The following is a 14,629-nucleotide window of genomic DNA, read 5'->3' as shown; positions in this document are numbered from 1 at the left end:
GTAAACGTAGGTAATGTAAAGTAAATAATTCAAGCCTGATATGCATATTTTTCATGTATTGTAATATTAGATTTAGACCCCATATGTTGGTTATGAAAAACGAAGCCAAATTACAAAATTTAAGTGATTTTGAAAATAAATCACTTCTAATTGCAGATGACGATAATCCTTTTAGAGAAAGACTTGCAAGAGCAATGGAAAAAAAGGGCTTTGAAGTTTTTCAAGCTGAGAGTGTAAAAAAAGGTATTGAATCTGTTAAAAGTAAAAAACCAGGTTTTGCAGTAGTAGACTTAAGACTTGGAGATGGCAATGGTCTTGAGGTTGTTAAGGAAATTCAATCTTCAAATAATGATAGCCGAATTATAATGCTAACTGGTTATGGAAATATTCCCACAGCAGTTGCAGCAATTAAAGAAGGTGCAATTGATTACTTAGCAAAACCAGCAGATGCAGAAGATGTAGAAAAAGCATTGTTGGCAGATCCAGCTAAAAAAGCAGCACCACCAGAAAATCCAATGTCAGCTGATAGAGTTAAATGGGAACATATCCATAGAGTATTTGAATTATGTAATAGGAATGTTTCCGAAACAGCTCGAAGATTGAAGATGCATAGAAGAACTCTTCAAAGAATTCTATCTAAAAGATCTCCTAGATAATATTTCTAATTTTAATTATTTGTTTAGCAACTAAAGCTAAAATAACAATTTTAAATAATTCTGCTAATAAAAAAGGTTTTGCACCTAGTGAGAATATTGGTTTATCCCAACCAATCAAAGTACCTAGCCATATTAAACCCAAGATATAAATCGTAGAGGTTGCAATAACTAATTTAGTTAAAATATTTATTAAACTATCTTTTGTATTAATTTTTGATGCTAAATAACAAGCAGTTAAGAAACCAATTAAATATCCCATCGTTGGACCAGTAAAATAGACTATACCAACTCCTTTTTCTGGGGAATTTGAAAATACTGGTAATCCTGCAATACCCTCTAACAAATACAAACCTACAGAAGCTAAACCAATTTTATAACCTAAGCTTACACCTAAGAATAACACAACAAATGTCTGCATTGTCATTGGAACTGGATAAAATGGAATCTTAATTTTTGCAGAAATAGTTAAAGCAATTGAACCTAGAATTACTGCTAATAAAGATTTTATGATTTTTGTTTGTGTTAAGTTTTTTGTAAGTTCCATATTAAAATAATACTCAAAATATAAAAAATAATCTAGCTATATTAGTCTTAAGATTTAATTTTATTTTTTTATATACAGAAATTGTTAGCAATGTAATATTTGTTAATCCTCATGAATAAAATACAAAAAACAGATCATTTTTATTTAATTGATGGCTCTGGTTATATTTTTAGAGCTTATTATGCCTTACCACCATTAACTAGAAAAAGTGATGGGCTACCTACAGGTGCTGTTAGTGGATTTTGTAGCATGTTGTTTAAATTATTAGAGGATTCAAAATCTGATCAAAATTTACAAAAACCAACTCATTTTGCAGTAATTTTTGACTCAGCCAGAAAGACCTTTAGAAATGAAATTTATAGTGATTATAAAGCAAATCGATCTGAAGCCCCTGATGATTTGGCACCTCAATTTGAATATATTAGAAAATCAGTTTTAGCATTTAATTTACCTTCTGTGGATTTACCTAACTATGAAGCTGACGATTTAATAGCCACATATGTTGATCAAATTCTTAAAAAAGGAGCTAAAGTTACAATCGTTTCATCCGACAAAGATTTAATGCAGCTTTATAAAAAAGGCGTTCGAATTTTTGATCCCATGAAAAATAAATTTATCACAGAGGACGATGTGATTAAAAAGTTTGGTGTTGATGCTTCAAAAGTTATAGATGTCCAATCTTTAGCAGGTGATAGTAGTGACAACGTACCTGGTGTTCCAGGAATAGGAGTGAAAACAGCCGCAGAATTAATTAATAAGTATGGCACTCTAGAAAAATTATTAGACTCTGCCCATGAGATTAAACAGAACAAAAGAAGAGAAACTTTAATAGAGAATAAAGATAAAGCTTTAATTAGTAAAAAACTTGTGACTCTAGACAACAAGTCTCCTGTAAATAAAAACTTAACAGAATTTAAACTCAAAGAAGTTGATAAAGACAAACTGTATAAATTTTTAAGAGAAATGGAATTTAATAGATTATTAAGTTCTGCAATTTCAGCTTATGGTGAACCAAAGTTATCTGGATCTGAAAATAATTTAAAATCTACTGAAAAACAAAAACCAATAAATAATAAAGACTATCATCTAATTAAAGATATTGATGAAATTGATGAGTGGATAGAAGAAGCAGAGGAAGCGGGGGAGGTTGCTGTCGATACAGAGACAAGTTCGTTAGACCCTCATCAGGCTGATTTAGTTGGAATTTCACTTTGTTCAAAATTTGGAAAAGCTTGTTATATCCCAGTTGGTCATAAGTCTCAGGATTGTTTAAATAAAGATAGTGTTATCAATAAATTAAAAAATTTATTAGAGGATCCAAGTGTTAAAAAAATTGGTCAAAATATTAAATTTGATTTTATAGTTCTCTACAAACTTGGCATTTCACTTTCATCAATGGAAGATACTATGCTTATGTCTTATGTTTTAGATGCTGGAAAAAATAGACATAACATGGACACCCTTTCGGATATCCATCTTGGACATAAAACAATTTCATTTAAAGAAATTGTTGGTACTGGCAAAAAAGAAATAAATTTTAGTGAAGTAGAATTAGAAACAGCAAAAAATTACGCAGCAGAAGATGCAGACGTTACCTTCAGATTATATAAAAAATTTGTCAAAAGTTTAAAATCTGAAAAATTATTTAATATCTATGAGATTTTTGAAAAACCACTAATTAAAATACTCGCATTCATGGAAATCGAAGGTGTTGAAGTAGATAGTAAATTTTTAAATTCTCTTTCCTCTAAATTTGATAAGAAAATTAAAAAAATTGAAAAAGAAGTTTTCAAGATTTCAAAGAAAGAATTTAACATTGCTTCACCAAAACAATTAGGAGAAATTATTTATAATGATCTTAAAATTGCAGGGACAAAAAAAACAAAAAAGGGAAGTTTTGCAACAAGCGCAAGTGTTTTAGAAGATTTAGCCTTCAAAGGTCATGAATTTCCAAAATTAGTATTAGATTGGAGACAGGTTTCAAAATTAAAAAATACCTACTCAGACGCTTTGCCAGAGCATATTAATCCAAATACAAAAAGGGTTCATACATCTTTTTTATTGGCAGCAACAACAACAGGCAGATTGGCCTCAAGTGATCCAAATCTGCAAAATATTCCAATTAAATCTGAAGATGGAAAAGATATAAGAAAAGCGTTTAAGGCTAAAAAAGATCATTTATTGATATCAGCAGACTACAATCAAATTGAGATGAGAATTTTAGCAGATCTTGCAGATGTTAAAGAACTTAAAAAAGCTTTTAAAAATAACGAGGATATTCACTCATTAACAGCTAGCCAAATATTTAATATTGATATCAAAAAGGTAAATCAAGACCACAGAAGGAAGGCTAAAGCAATTAACTTTGGAATAATTTATGGAATTTCTCAGTATGGTTTAGCCAAACAAATAAATGTTTCTAATTATGAAGCAGAAGAATTTCTTAATGCTTATTTTGCTAAATTTCCCGAAATTAAATTTTATATGGATAGCACAATTAATTTTTGTAGAAAAAGTGGTTATGTAAATAACATATTCGGAAGAAGATCTCATTTTAATGGAATAAATGATAAAAATTTTAATGTAAGAAATTTTCAAGAGAGAGCAGCAATTAATGCTCCAATTCAAGGATCGGCATCTGAAGTTATGAGATTAGCAATGATCAGATTAGACAAAAAATTAAATGAAGAAAAAAATTTGAAATCAAAAATACTTCTTCAAATACATGACGAGCTTATTTTTGAAGTTCCAAAAAAAGAGGAAAAGGCTATGGTCAAGTTAATACAGAATGAGATGACAAGTGTTACTCAAAGTGATTATCATTCTTTTTCTACCCCTTTAACAGTTGATGTAAATGTTGGTGATAATTGGGGAATGCTTCACTAATTATATTCAATTGCCTAATTTAGAACAATTTAATATTTTTATAATAAAAATATAAATGCAAAAACAAACTATAGCTCTAATTGATGATGATAGAAATATACTAACTAGTCTTAGTATTGCTTTAGAAAAAGAGGGTTTTAAAGTTCAGACATATATTGATGGAGAGAGTGCATTAATTGGGCTTACTAGAATGCCACCTGACTTAGCAGTTATTGATATTAAAATGCCAAAAATGGATGGCGAAGAATTACTTAAGAAATTAAGAAAAAAAACTTCTCTGCCAGTAATATTTTTAACATCCAAAGATGATGAAATTGATGAGTTGCTAGGATTAAAATTAGGTGCAGATGATTTTGTAAAAAAATCTGGAGGATTTTCAATTAAAGTTTTGATTGAAAGAATAAGAGTTCAATTAAGAAAAAAAGACTCAAATAATACATTAGAGGAAAATAAAAGCTTAATATCACATGGTAGATTAAAACTTGATCCATCTCAGCTTGAGTGTGAGTGGAATGGCAAACAATTGCCAGATAAATTAACAACTACTGAATTTTTGATTGTTAAAGAATTGGCAAAAAGACCTGGGATTATTAAAGAAAGAGCCCAACTAATGGACATTGCTTACAGAGAAGATACAGATATTGAAGATAGAACTATTGATAGTCACGTCAAAAGAATAAGAAAAAAATTCAAAAAAGTAGATCCTGATTTTTCAGCTATTGAAACTAGATATGGTAGTGGATATAGATGGAATGTTAGCTGATGTTTAGTAAATACTTAAAGACTCTTTCTATTCTTAAAAAATTTCTATTTATAAACTTTGTAATATTTACAATTATTGGTTTATTTACACTTGTTTATCTTACTAATATTGAACCAAGTTTATTAAAAAAAAAATCTGAAGATCATATTAATATAATTAATAATACGATTGATAATATTAAAAGATTGAATATAAAATTTCAGGAAAATGACATTAGAAAATTTTTATTTTCTACAAGATTTATTTTTCAAAATTTAGATAGAGTCATTTTCTTTGATAATAGATTAGAATTAATTGGTGATACTGATACTTTAGATCTTGATCCACGATCTTTTTCAACACGATTAGATAAAATTGAATTTGAAAGTTTGAGTGAAGAAGTCAATGAAGATGAAAACAAAGAAAATAATTCTTCTCAAAATAATGAAACAAAGGCTTCATTTAAAGATTTATTAGAAAGGTATAATAATTCAGATAACTATGGAAATTATTATACTTTTACAGAAGATAACTTAAATCAATTTAAAGTTACAACAGTTAAAAATGTAAAAAGCGATGAAAGTAATTTAGGTTTTATAGTTATCTCAGAGAACGCCAATGAGATTAAGACAGCTATAGACGAGAGAAAAGCATTTGTAATTAGAACAGCTATATCAGTTGGTTTTGTAATTTTAATTTTTTCTTTTGTACTTAGCAGATATTTTATTAAACCAATTCAAAACCTAGTTGGATATACAATCAAAGTAAAAGAAAAAAACCCTGGCAAAACAGGAATTGAAAATTTGAAGAATAGAAATGACGAATTGGGATTATTATCTAATTCAATGGAGGATATGACTAATGAATTGCAAAAACGAATTTCTCATGCAGAAAATTTCTCAACAGATTTAGTTCATGAAATAAGAAATCCACTAGCATCTTTAAAAAGTGCATCGGAAATTTTAAAAGATACAAAAGATATAAATCAAAGAACTAAGCTTTTAGATATTCTTACTCATGACGTACAAAGAATTGAAAGATTAATTACAGATTATTCACAAATGTTGAAAGATGAAGTTGCCCTTAGTAGAGAGCAAATGAAAAAACTAGATATACAACCAATTATCCAATCTGTTGTTGATGATTATAACAACATTTATAAATTCAAGAAAAATATAAGTATAAACTATCAAAATGATGGAAAGTCAGAGTATCTAATTAATGGAATAGAAAATAGGATTGAACAAATCGTTGCTAATTTATTGGATAATTCTATTTCATTTAGTGAGGATGGTAGTGAGGTAATCGTGAATGTTTCAAATGGATTAGAAAAAAAAGTTATTGTTAAAATTTTAGATGAAGGACAAGGATTTAAAGAAAAAGATACTTCAAAAATTTTTAATCGTTTTTACAGTAATAGACCAGAAAATTTTGGTGAGCATTCAGGATTAGGTTTAAATATTGTAAAAAATTTAGTTGATCTTCATGATGGAAAAATTGAAGCATCCAATAGGCTAGATAAGCAAGGAGCATCGATAGAAATACAATTTCCTGGTTTATAATCTTTAGTTGATAAAATAGAACTTAACTGTATAAAGCTCGCTATGGATGATTTTAAAGTTAAAGATATTTCCCAAGCTGAATTTGGAAGAAAAGAAATTTCTATCGCAGAAAGTGAAATGCCTGGTTTAATGGCATTAAGAGAAGAGTATTCAAAAGAAAAACCATTAAAAGGTGCTAGAATTATTGGATGTCTTCATATGACTATTCAAACAGCAGTGCTAATAGAGACATTAGTAGATCTCGGAGCAGAAGTAAGATGGTCATCTTGTAATATATTTTCTACACAAGACCATGCAGCAGCAGCAATAGCAAAAGCTGGCATTCCTGTTTATGCATGGAAAGGTGAAACAGAAGAAGAGTACTTATGGTGTATTAAACAAACAATAGTTGGAAAACCTGATTGGAAACCCAACATGTTATTAGATGATGGGGGAGATTTAACTGCCATCATGCATAATGAATACCAAGATTTGATGAAAGATATAAAAGGTGTTTCTGAGGAGACTACAACTGGAATTAAAGCATTAAATAAAATGGAGAAAGATAATTCTCTATTAGTTCCTGCAATAAACGTTAATGACTCTGTAACGAAATCTAAATTTGATAACTTATATGGATGTAGAGAAAGTTTAGTTGATGGTATCAGAAGAGCTACTGATGTTATGATGTCGGGTAAAATTGCAATAGTTGCTGGTTTTGGTGACGTTGGAAAAGGAAGTGCCGCATCTTTAAGACAAAGTGGTGCTAGAGTTCTTGTTACTGAAGCAGATCCTATTTGTGCACTTCAAGCAGCAATGGAAGGTTATGAAGTAGTTTTAATGGAAGAAGCTATTAGTAGAGCAGACATAGTTGTTACAGCAACTGGAAATAAAGATATAGTTACAGCTGATCATATGAGAGATATGAAAGATAGAGCAATCTTATGTAATATTGGACACTTTGATAATGAAATACAAGTCGAGGCATTGAAAAATTACAAATGGACAGAAGTTAAGCCCCAAGTACATGAAATCGAACTACCAAGTGGAAAGAGAATTATCCTTTTAGCCGAGGGAAGATTAGTTAATTTAGGTTGTGCAACTGGACATCCAAGTTTCGTAATGAGCGCATCTTTTACCAATCAAGTAATTGCTCAAATAGAACTTTGGCATAACCATAAAAATTATGAAAATAAAGTTTATGTTTTACCCAAGCACTTAGATGAAAAAGTAGCAACATTACATTTGAAAAAAGTTGGGGCTAAATTAACAAAATTATCAAAAGAACAAGCAGATTACATAAGTGTTGGTACAGAAGGCCCATTCAAACCAGATGCCTATCGCTATTAAAAATAGCAAGATCGATATAAGTTCAGAAGAAACAACAAAAGTTTTAGCAGAAAGTTTTAAAAATTTTTTACAAGGTGGAGAAATTATATTTTTATACGGTGAAATGGGTGTGGGTAAAACTACATTTATAAAATATTTGGTTAATGAATTTCAAAAAAGTTCAGATCTTCCTATTACAGAAGTTTCAAGTCCAACATTCAATTTATTAAATGAATATCAAGTAGGTTCTAAGAAGATAAAACATTACGATTTATTTAGGATTAAAAATAAAAGAGATACTAATGATCTAAACATATTTGAAAAAAATGATAATTTAATTACTTTTATTGAGTGGCCAGAGTTAGTTAAAGATATTCAGGAAAAAGTTATTGTATTAAGATTTAAATATGAAAATGAGCTAAATAATAGAAGTGTTGAAATCACAGGCATCGATTAAGAACATAATAGAATGAAAAATTCACAAGATTTGCAAAAAATTAAAGGAGATGCATCATTTAGAACTTTTTATAGAAGTAAAAAAAATAACTCTATAGTTGTTTATGCAAAAAAAGAAAAAAAGAAAAATTTATTAATTTATGATGCGGTCAACAAAATTTTAATAAAAAATAGAATTTCTGCACCAAATCTGATTAGCCATGATTATAAAAAAAACTTCATTGAAATTCAGGATTTTGGAAATGTTTCGTTATTTAAAATTTTAAAAAATAAAAAAAGAAATAAGTATTTATTTTTTAAAAATATTATTCACACACTGAATAAATTACAAAGTATAAAAACTAAAAAAATAAAAAACTTTTTAAATCAAAATTACAAACTTGAATTATATAAAAATAAAATTTTATATAATGAAGCAAAACTTTTTAGTGACTGGTATGTTGAAAAAAAATTAAATAGAAATAAATCTTTATTCAAAAAAAAATTTAAAAACGAGATAAATAAATTATTATCTAAACTTAATAATAAAAACATTACTTTTGTACATAGGGATTTTCATGTTTCAAATTTAATGTATTTTAAAAATCAAATTGGCTTAATTGACAATCAAGACGCTCTTATTGGAAATAAAGCTTATGATTTAGCATCATTGATAGATGATGTTAGATTAAAAACTAATAACAAATTAAAAAAAAAGATTTTTGATTATTACATAAAAACCAATAAAAAAATCAATTTAATTAAATTTAAACAAGACTTTGAAATACTATCAGTTCTAAGAAATTTAAAAATCATTGGAATTTTCACAAGGCTTGCTTATAGAGATAATAAAAAAAAATATATTCAATTAATCCCTTATGCATGGGAAATGATAGATTACAGATTAAAACAGAATAAGATTTTTAAGGATTTAAAACTATTATTAAAAAATAATTTTCCAGAATTTATTAATTAAATTATGAAAATAAATACAGCTTTAATATTATGTGCAGGATATGGAAAAAGATTAAACCCAATAACATTAGATACACCCAAACCATTATTAGAGTTAAATAATGTAACAATGTTAGAAAAATGTATCCAATTGATTAAAAGTTTGGGAATTAAAAAAATTTTAATAAATTCATTTTATTTAAAAGATCATTTTCCAAAATTTTTTAAAGATAACAATTTTGATATTGATATTGAAATTATAGAGGATGGAAATGAAATTCTAGATACTGGGGGTGGTATTTTAAATTTAATCAAGCATTCTAATGAAGATGATTTTATTGTTTTTAATCCTGATACTGTTTGGACAAAAGAGTATTTTGATGAAATTAATAAAATGGAAGAGTTTTATTTTAGTGAAAAACTAAAAAATATTCTTCTATTAGTAAACAAAAATTTAAGTTTTGATAAAAATTTAATGGGCGATTTCAATTTAGAAAATAATATTATTACTAAGGAATTAGATAAAAATTATATTTACATCGGCTGTCAGATATTAAGTAAAAAATTGTTTAAAAATGAAACTAATGAAAAGTTTTCAATTTCTAAAATTTGGAACAAATTGATTGATACCAAAGATTTAAATGGATATGAAAGCAAACAAAATTTTTATCATTTAACTAACTTGGAAATCTTCAAAAAACTAAAAGATCTTTAGCTCTATCAGAGTCTAAATATTTAGCACTTAAAACTTTTCTATCTCCATTTACCTCAATGAGCAAAGGATTACCTGTTGGTATTTCTAATTTTGAAATTACATTATTATCTAAATTAAATAGGTACTTACAAAGAGCTCTAATTGAATTTCCATGTGCAGATATTAAAATATTTTTATCATTTATGATTTCAATTTTCTTTTTGTAAAAATCTATTACTCTCTCATAAGTGTCTTTTAAAGACTCAGTACTAGGTATTTTATCTTCAGGAATATTTTTATAAATTTCTATATTACATGGATGATATGGATTTTGTTTTTCTAGAGGATCAGGTCTTAAGTCCCAAGATCTTCTAAACTGATGTACCTTATCTTCCCCCAATTTTATCTTCATCTCGTCTTTATTAAGACCAGTAAGTGCACCATAATGTCTTTCGTTTAGTTCCCATGCTTGAGTAGGATTTTTATCATCCTTTAATTCATTTTTTATAATTTTAAGGGTATTTTTGGCTCTTAATTGAACAGAAGAGAAATAAAGGTCTATTTTTAGATTATTTTTATTAATTAATTCACCCGCTTTTTTTGCTTCTGATTTACCATTATCTGTTAAATCAACATCTACCCAACCAGTGAATTTTTTTTCCAGATTCCAAACACTTTGACCGTGTCTTACTAAGATTAAATAACTCATTTGTTTATCTTTTAGATTTATTTGATAATAAAACTTTTACATCAATGATTAATATATTTTCAAGATATAAGTTCATTTTTTATTTTTTTAACTTCGTAATAATTTTTCTGTATTTATTTCCTGGAAGTTTTTTAGGATGTTTTTTATATGATAATTGTCTAAAACAACCACAAATTACCCCAGATTTTTTGATTTCAACAAACCATTTGTATGCTTTTTTAATACTTTCTGTATTGGGATTTTTTACTTTTAATAAAATAAAACAATTTAAAATAATAAGTATTTATTTGATTTTACTTTCTATAATTTTAGAATTTCTACATTTAGTAATTCCGGAAAGAGGTTTTCAATTTTCTGATTTATTTGGAAATTTAATTGGTGTTGTTATAGTTGTAATCATAAGCTTTTTTTTAAAAAAAAATGAAAAATATTAGAGGTATTTATATATTTATATTTATTTTATTTTTAAGTGGCTGTTCTTCGGTACCAAAAAATATATCTGATGGTTGCTCAATATTTAATGAAAGATATTTGTGGTATAAGCACGCTAAAAAAACAGAAGCAAAGTGGGGTACACCAGTGTATTTACAACTAGCTATAATTAAGATGGAATCCAGCTTTGATTGGTTGGCAAAACCTCCAAGACAAAAAATATTTAAAGTTATCCCTTACAAAAGACCTTCCAGTTCTTTTGGATATTCTCAAGCGGTTAAAGGCACTTGGAAACAATATAAAGAAGAAACAGGTAATAAATTTGCTACAAGAACAAGATTTAAGGACAGCGTTGATTTTATTGGTTGGTACACAAACAAAACTGAAAAAATTTTAAAAGTTTCGAAGAAAGATGCTTTTAGACAATATGTTGCTTATCATGAGGGGTGGGGGAATTACAAGAATTATAAAAAAAATAACAAGGTTATTAAGTTAGCTAAAAGAGTTGAGAAACAGTCAAATATTTATAAAAAACAATTATCAGATTGTAAAAATAAATTAACTACAAGTAAGTATATTATTTTTTAATTTAATTGTTTTTTCAGCTCTATATCTACTGCATCAATACGCTTAGTATTTTTTGCTAATGCTAAATACATTGTAGGAGTTACATATAGAGTAAAGAATGTTGATATAATCATTCCACCTAAAATAGTTGCTCCAACTGCTAATCTTGATCCTTCTCCAGCACCAGGACCTATATTTCCGATAACCAAAGGTATCATAGCAATCATAGTACTTAGTGATGTCATTATAATAGGTCTAATTCTTAGCTTACAGGCTTTCAACACTGCTTCTTGAATTTTAACACCTGTTGTTCTTATTTGGTTTGCGTAATCAACAATTAAAATACTATTCTTCGTAGAAATACCAATAAGAATAATCAGGGCAATTTGTGAGAATATATTTACCGAACTATTTAAAAATAGAATAAATACCAAACCACCAAACACAGCCAAAGGAACTGTCAAAATAATTATGAAAGGGTGTACAAAAGAGTTAAATGTTGCTGCCATTACTAAATAAGCAGTTAACAAAGCTAAAGCAAAAATTAAATAAATTTCATTTGTAGTTTCTTTCAATTCTTCTGATTTTCCTTTCCAAGTAATTTGGTTTTGAGGTGCAACTTTTATCATTACATCTTCTAAATATTTAACAGCTTCAGTTAGTGTGTAATTTTCTGATAGTGCAGCTGAAATTGTAACAGCTCTTTGTCGATTATATCTTGGTAGTGTCTCAGCAGTTCCTTTTTCCTCAAATTCAACAAGACTAGCTATTGAAACTAATTTTCCAGTTGTTTCTGATCTTACAAATATTTTTGATAATCCGTCTTGATCACGTCTATCAGCTAAATATTGTTGTAAGATTATTGGGTATTCTCTTCCTTCTTTACTAAATGAAGTAACTCTTTTTCCTCCATAAAGTGTTTCAAGAGTTCTACCTATATTTTCTGTAGATACACCTAAGTCATTAGCTCTATTTTTGTTTGTAATTAATTTAACTTCAGGTTTGTTTTTTGTGTAATCACTTTCAATTCTGAACATATTTCTATTTTTTCTTAATTCTCTTAGAACACTATTTTGAATATCTTCTAATTCTTCATAGCTTGTCCCATAAATAACCATCTGTACTGGTTTGTTGTAGTTTGAAACTCTTATTCCTTGTGGAGATATTGGAAATGCAAAAGTTTCTGGAACCGAAACCACTTGTCCAATAGCTTCTCTTAATACAGTTTGACTATTTTTTTCTCTATTTTTCCATTCATCAAGTAAAGCAATTATTATAAAAGTGTTATAAGATGTTGCTGATCTTCCAAATCCAGGAACTCTCATGATTAGTCTTTCATATGGGCTATTTTCTGCTTGCAATAATCTTAATATTCTTCCTTCAATTATCTGAGCTTTTTCTTGAGTATATTCAAATGAACTACCTTCATCTGTCGAACCTATTATTAAATAAGAACCTCTATCCTCCATAGGCAGTAATTCTTTTTTTGAAAAATTAAAAAGATAAACAGATGCTGCAACGATAAAAATTATAAATATCGAAATAGTTTTTTGTCTATTTATCCAGTACTTGAGTGAATCAATATAAAATCCAGTAAAAGATTTAAATTTATTATTAAATTTTTTAACTAAGAAATTAACTTTTTCTTTTTTATTTAAAAACTTACTTCCAAGCATTGGAGATAGGGTTAATGCAACAAAGGATGATACTACAATTGAAAATGATAGCGCTATGGCTGTCTCTTTAAATAAAGTTCCAGATATTCCTTTAATAAATATAAGGGGCAAGAACACTGCAATTAAAATTAAAGTAGTTGCAATAATAGCAAAAGTAATTTGCTTAGAACCTTTATAAGCAGCAACTAGTGGTGTTTCACCATTTTCTATTCTAGTATAAATAGCATCTGTCATAATTACAGAGTCATCAGTAATTATTCCTATTGCTAAAATAAAACTTAATAATACAAAAATATTTATTGAGAGATCAAAAATGTATAATCCAAGAAATGAACCAATTAAACTAACAGGAAGAGCTACAGCTGGTACAATTACCGCTTTAAGATTTCCAAGAAAAAGATAAATAATTAAAACTACTAAAACAAAAGCAATAATTAAACTTTTATAAACTTCTTCGATTGCAGCACCAATATATGTTGCTCTGTTAAATGCTATCTCCAAACTTAGTCCATCCGGAAGTGACTTATTCAGTTCTTTTATTTTGGCTTTAATTTGGTTTGATAACTCTACTGTTGAAGCACCACTTTTAGCGTATATGCCAATTCCTACAGTTTTTAGGTTGAGAGCATTTTTACTTTGTGCTTTGAATAAAGTTTTCTCTGAAACAGGTCCAAATTCTATATTTGCAACATCAGAAAGTATTACTACTTTGTCTTTATTTTTTCTTAGAGGAAGTTGCTTTATAGTATCTATGTTTGAATAAGACTTATCTATATTTAAAGTTAAATCTTTATTATTTGCCTCTAATGTACCAGCAGGAATATTAAGATTTTCATTTCTTAAAGCTCTTTCAACCTCTTGAATTGTAAGGTTATTGGCTGCTAATTTAATAGGGTCTATCCAAACTCTTACACTAAGCTCTCTTAGTCCACCAACTAAAATCCTTCCAACATTTGGAACACTTGAAAAAGCATCTATCAGATATCTTTCAGCATAATCTCCAAGATCAAGATCATCCCATGTAGGAGATGTTAGTGCTACCCACATTGTAGTTGTGAAACCTGCTGCTTGTTTTAGAATTTGGGGTGGATTAGACTCGCTAGGTAAATTGTCAACAACTCGAGCAACTCTTTCTCTAATATCATTCGCTGCATCGTCTAAATCAATGTCTGTATTAAATTGTATATTAATTCTGCTTCGTCCATTCAAAGAACTAGAGTCTATGTTTTTAATACCTTCTGCACCACCTATAACATCTTCAAGTTTTTGAGTTATTTCTTCATCAACAATTTCTGCTGATGCTGACTTATAATCTGTTTGAACTTGGACTACTGGAGGCTGTATTCCATCTGGAAGTTCTCGAACAGGTAGCTCTGCAAAAACAAATATTCCAAAAATGATTAGAATTAAAGACATTACCCAAGCAACAACAGGTCGTTTAATACTAACTTCGGTTATATACAT

13 protein-coding genes are annotated in these 14,629 nt (G+C 28.0%); 10 read left to right on the top strand and 3 right to left on the bottom strand.

The features are described 5' to 3' along the window. The first annotated feature begins 92 nt into the window (after window positions 1-92). Complete coding sequence (locus AMN99_RS03655; protein ID WP_075506503.1) at window positions 93-656, top strand: ActR/PrrA/RegA family redox response regulator transcription factor; 564 nt, start codon at window positions 93-95, stop codon at window positions 654-656. Here AMN99_RS03655 and AMN99_RS03650 read toward each other — a convergent pair. Continuing rightward, window positions 649-1,200, bottom strand: a complete 552-nt coding sequence (locus AMN99_RS03650) for a biotin transporter BioY (RefSeq protein WP_075506479.1) — start codon at window positions 1,198-1,200, stop codon at window positions 649-651. The two genes, AMN99_RS03655 and AMN99_RS03650, sit on opposite strands and share 8 nt — an antisense overlap. A gap of 111 nt (window positions 1,201-1,311) precedes the next feature. On the opposite strand from AMN99_RS03650, the gene polA reads away from it, so the two are divergent. From polA to AMN99_RS03620, 7 genes are read left to right on the top strand one after another with little or no spacing between them, the layout of a single operon-like run. Continuing rightward, entirely contained in the window at window positions 1,312-4,086 is a 2,775-nt protein-coding gene (polA, locus tag AMN99_RS03645; RefSeq protein WP_075506478.1) for a DNA polymerase I, read from the top strand. Window positions 4,087-4,141: 55 nt separating this feature from the next. Continuing rightward, window positions 4,142-4,849, top strand: coding sequence for a response regulator transcription factor (locus AMN99_RS03640; protein WP_075506477.1), 708 nt, complete (start codon window positions 4,142-4,144; stop codon window positions 4,847-4,849). Next, window positions 4,849-6,390 (top strand): HAMP domain-containing sensor histidine kinase, encoded by a 1,542-nt coding sequence (locus AMN99_RS03635; protein WP_075506476.1) that lies wholly within the window; start codon window positions 4,849-4,851, stop codon window positions 6,388-6,390. Before AMN99_RS03640 ends, AMN99_RS03635 begins: the two co-directional genes overlap by 1 nt. Window positions 6,391-6,432: 42 nt before the next feature. Continuing rightward, on the top strand, window positions 6,433-7,719 hold the full coding sequence (gene ahcY / locus AMN99_RS03630; protein WP_075506475.1) for an adenosylhomocysteinase: 1,287 nt from the start codon (window positions 6,433-6,435) through the stop codon (window positions 7,717-7,719). Further along, window positions 7,703-8,155 carry a tRNA (adenosine(37)-N6)-threonylcarbamoyltransferase complex ATPase subunit type 1 TsaE gene (gene tsaE / locus AMN99_RS05620; protein ID WP_082255148.1) on the top strand — a complete coding sequence of 151 codons (453 nt, stop codon included), beginning with the start codon at window positions 7,703-7,705 and terminating at the stop codon, window positions 8,153-8,155. Before ahcY ends, tsaE begins: the two co-directional genes overlap by 17 nt. Window positions 8,156-8,167: 12 nt before the next feature. Next, window positions 8,168-9,109 carry a phosphotransferase gene (locus AMN99_RS03625; protein WP_082255147.1) on the top strand — a complete coding sequence of 314 codons (942 nt, stop codon included), beginning with the start codon at window positions 8,168-8,170 and terminating at the stop codon, window positions 9,107-9,109. Between the two features lie 3 nt (window positions 9,110-9,112). Continuing rightward, window positions 9,113-9,802, top strand: coding sequence for a sugar phosphate nucleotidyltransferase (locus AMN99_RS03620; RefSeq protein WP_075506474.1), 690 nt, complete (start codon window positions 9,113-9,115; stop codon window positions 9,800-9,802). On the opposite strand, the gene AMN99_RS03615 is transcribed toward AMN99_RS03620, so the two are convergent. Continuing rightward, window positions 9,780-10,490, bottom strand: coding sequence for a 2,3-bisphosphoglycerate-dependent phosphoglycerate mutase (locus tag AMN99_RS03615; RefSeq protein ID WP_075506473.1), 711 nt, complete (start codon window positions 10,488-10,490; stop codon window positions 9,780-9,782). The genes AMN99_RS03620 and AMN99_RS03615 overlap by 23 nt on opposite strands. 44 nt (window positions 10,491-10,534) lie before the next feature. Here AMN99_RS03615 and AMN99_RS03610 point away from each other — a divergent pair, with 44 nt between their 5' ends. Both AMN99_RS03610 and AMN99_RS03605 read left to right on the top strand, forming a co-directional pair. Next, on the top strand, window positions 10,535-10,924 hold the full coding sequence (locus AMN99_RS03610; protein ID WP_075506472.1) for a hypothetical protein: 390 nt from the start codon (window positions 10,535-10,537) through the stop codon (window positions 10,922-10,924). Beyond that, window positions 10,911-11,510 (top strand): transglycosylase SLT domain-containing protein, encoded by a 600-nt coding sequence (locus AMN99_RS03605; RefSeq protein ID WP_075506471.1) that lies wholly within the window; start codon window positions 10,911-10,913, stop codon window positions 11,508-11,510. Before AMN99_RS03610 ends, AMN99_RS03605 begins: the two co-directional genes overlap by 14 nt. Here the strand turns inward: AMN99_RS03605 and AMN99_RS03600 are convergent. Continuing rightward, window positions 11,507-14,629, bottom strand: a complete 3,123-nt coding sequence (locus AMN99_RS03600; RefSeq protein WP_075506470.1) for an efflux RND transporter permease subunit — start codon at window positions 14,627-14,629, stop codon at window positions 11,507-11,509. The genes AMN99_RS03605 and AMN99_RS03600 overlap by 4 nt on opposite strands.

It is taken from the genome of Candidatus Pelagibacter communis, from assembly GCF_001180225.1.
GTDB lineage: Bacteria > Pseudomonadota > Alphaproteobacteria > Pelagibacterales > Pelagibacteraceae > Pelagibacter > Pelagibacter ubique_D.
Note: the sequence above shows the minus strand (reverse complement) of the source record. Positions and strands in the feature narration are given on the sequence as shown.

Bases quoted from the DNA above. Each gene is read 5' to 3' on its own strand.
- polA (WP_075506478.1), top strand. From the start codon at position 1,312: ATGAATAAAATACAAAAAACAGATCATTTTTATTTAATTGATGGCTCT.
- AMN99_RS03620 (WP_075506474.1), top strand. From the start codon at position 9,113: ATGAAAATAAATACAGCTTTAATATTATGTGCAGGATATGGAAAAAGA.
- tsaE (WP_082255148.1), top strand. From the start codon at position 7,703: ATGCCTATCGCTATTAAAAATAGCAAGATCGATATAAGTTCAGAAGAA.
- AMN99_RS03615 (WP_075506473.1), bottom strand. From the start codon at position 10,490: ATGAGTTATTTAATCTTAGTAAGACACGGTCAAAGTGTTTGGAATCTG.
- AMN99_RS03625 (WP_082255147.1), top strand. From the start codon at position 8,168: ATGAAAAATTCACAAGATTTGCAAAAAATTAAAGGAGATGCATCATTT.
- AMN99_RS03640 (WP_075506477.1), top strand. From the start codon at position 4,142: ATGCAAAAACAAACTATAGCTCTAATTGATGATGATAGAAATATACTA.
- AMN99_RS03635 (WP_075506476.1), top strand. From the start codon at position 4,849: ATGTTTAGTAAATACTTAAAGACTCTTTCTATTCTTAAAAAATTTCTA.
- AMN99_RS03650 (WP_075506479.1), bottom strand. From the start codon at position 1,200: ATGGAACTTACAAAAAACTTAACACAAACAAAAATCATAAAATCTTTA.
- AMN99_RS03600 (WP_075506470.1), bottom strand. From the start codon at position 14,629: ATGTATATAACCGAAGTTAGTATTAAACGACCTGTTGTTGCTTGGGTA.
- AMN99_RS03655 (WP_075506503.1), top strand. From the start codon at position 93: ATGAAAAACGAAGCCAAATTACAAAATTTAAGTGATTTTGAAAATAAA.
- ahcY (WP_075506475.1), top strand. From the start codon at position 6,433: ATGGATGATTTTAAAGTTAAAGATATTTCCCAAGCTGAATTTGGAAGA.
- AMN99_RS03610 (WP_075506472.1), top strand. From the start codon at position 10,535: ATGATTAATATATTTTCAAGATATAAGTTCATTTTTTATTTTTTTAAC.
- AMN99_RS03605 (WP_075506471.1), top strand. From the start codon at position 10,911: ATGAAAAATATTAGAGGTATTTATATATTTATATTTATTTTATTTTTA.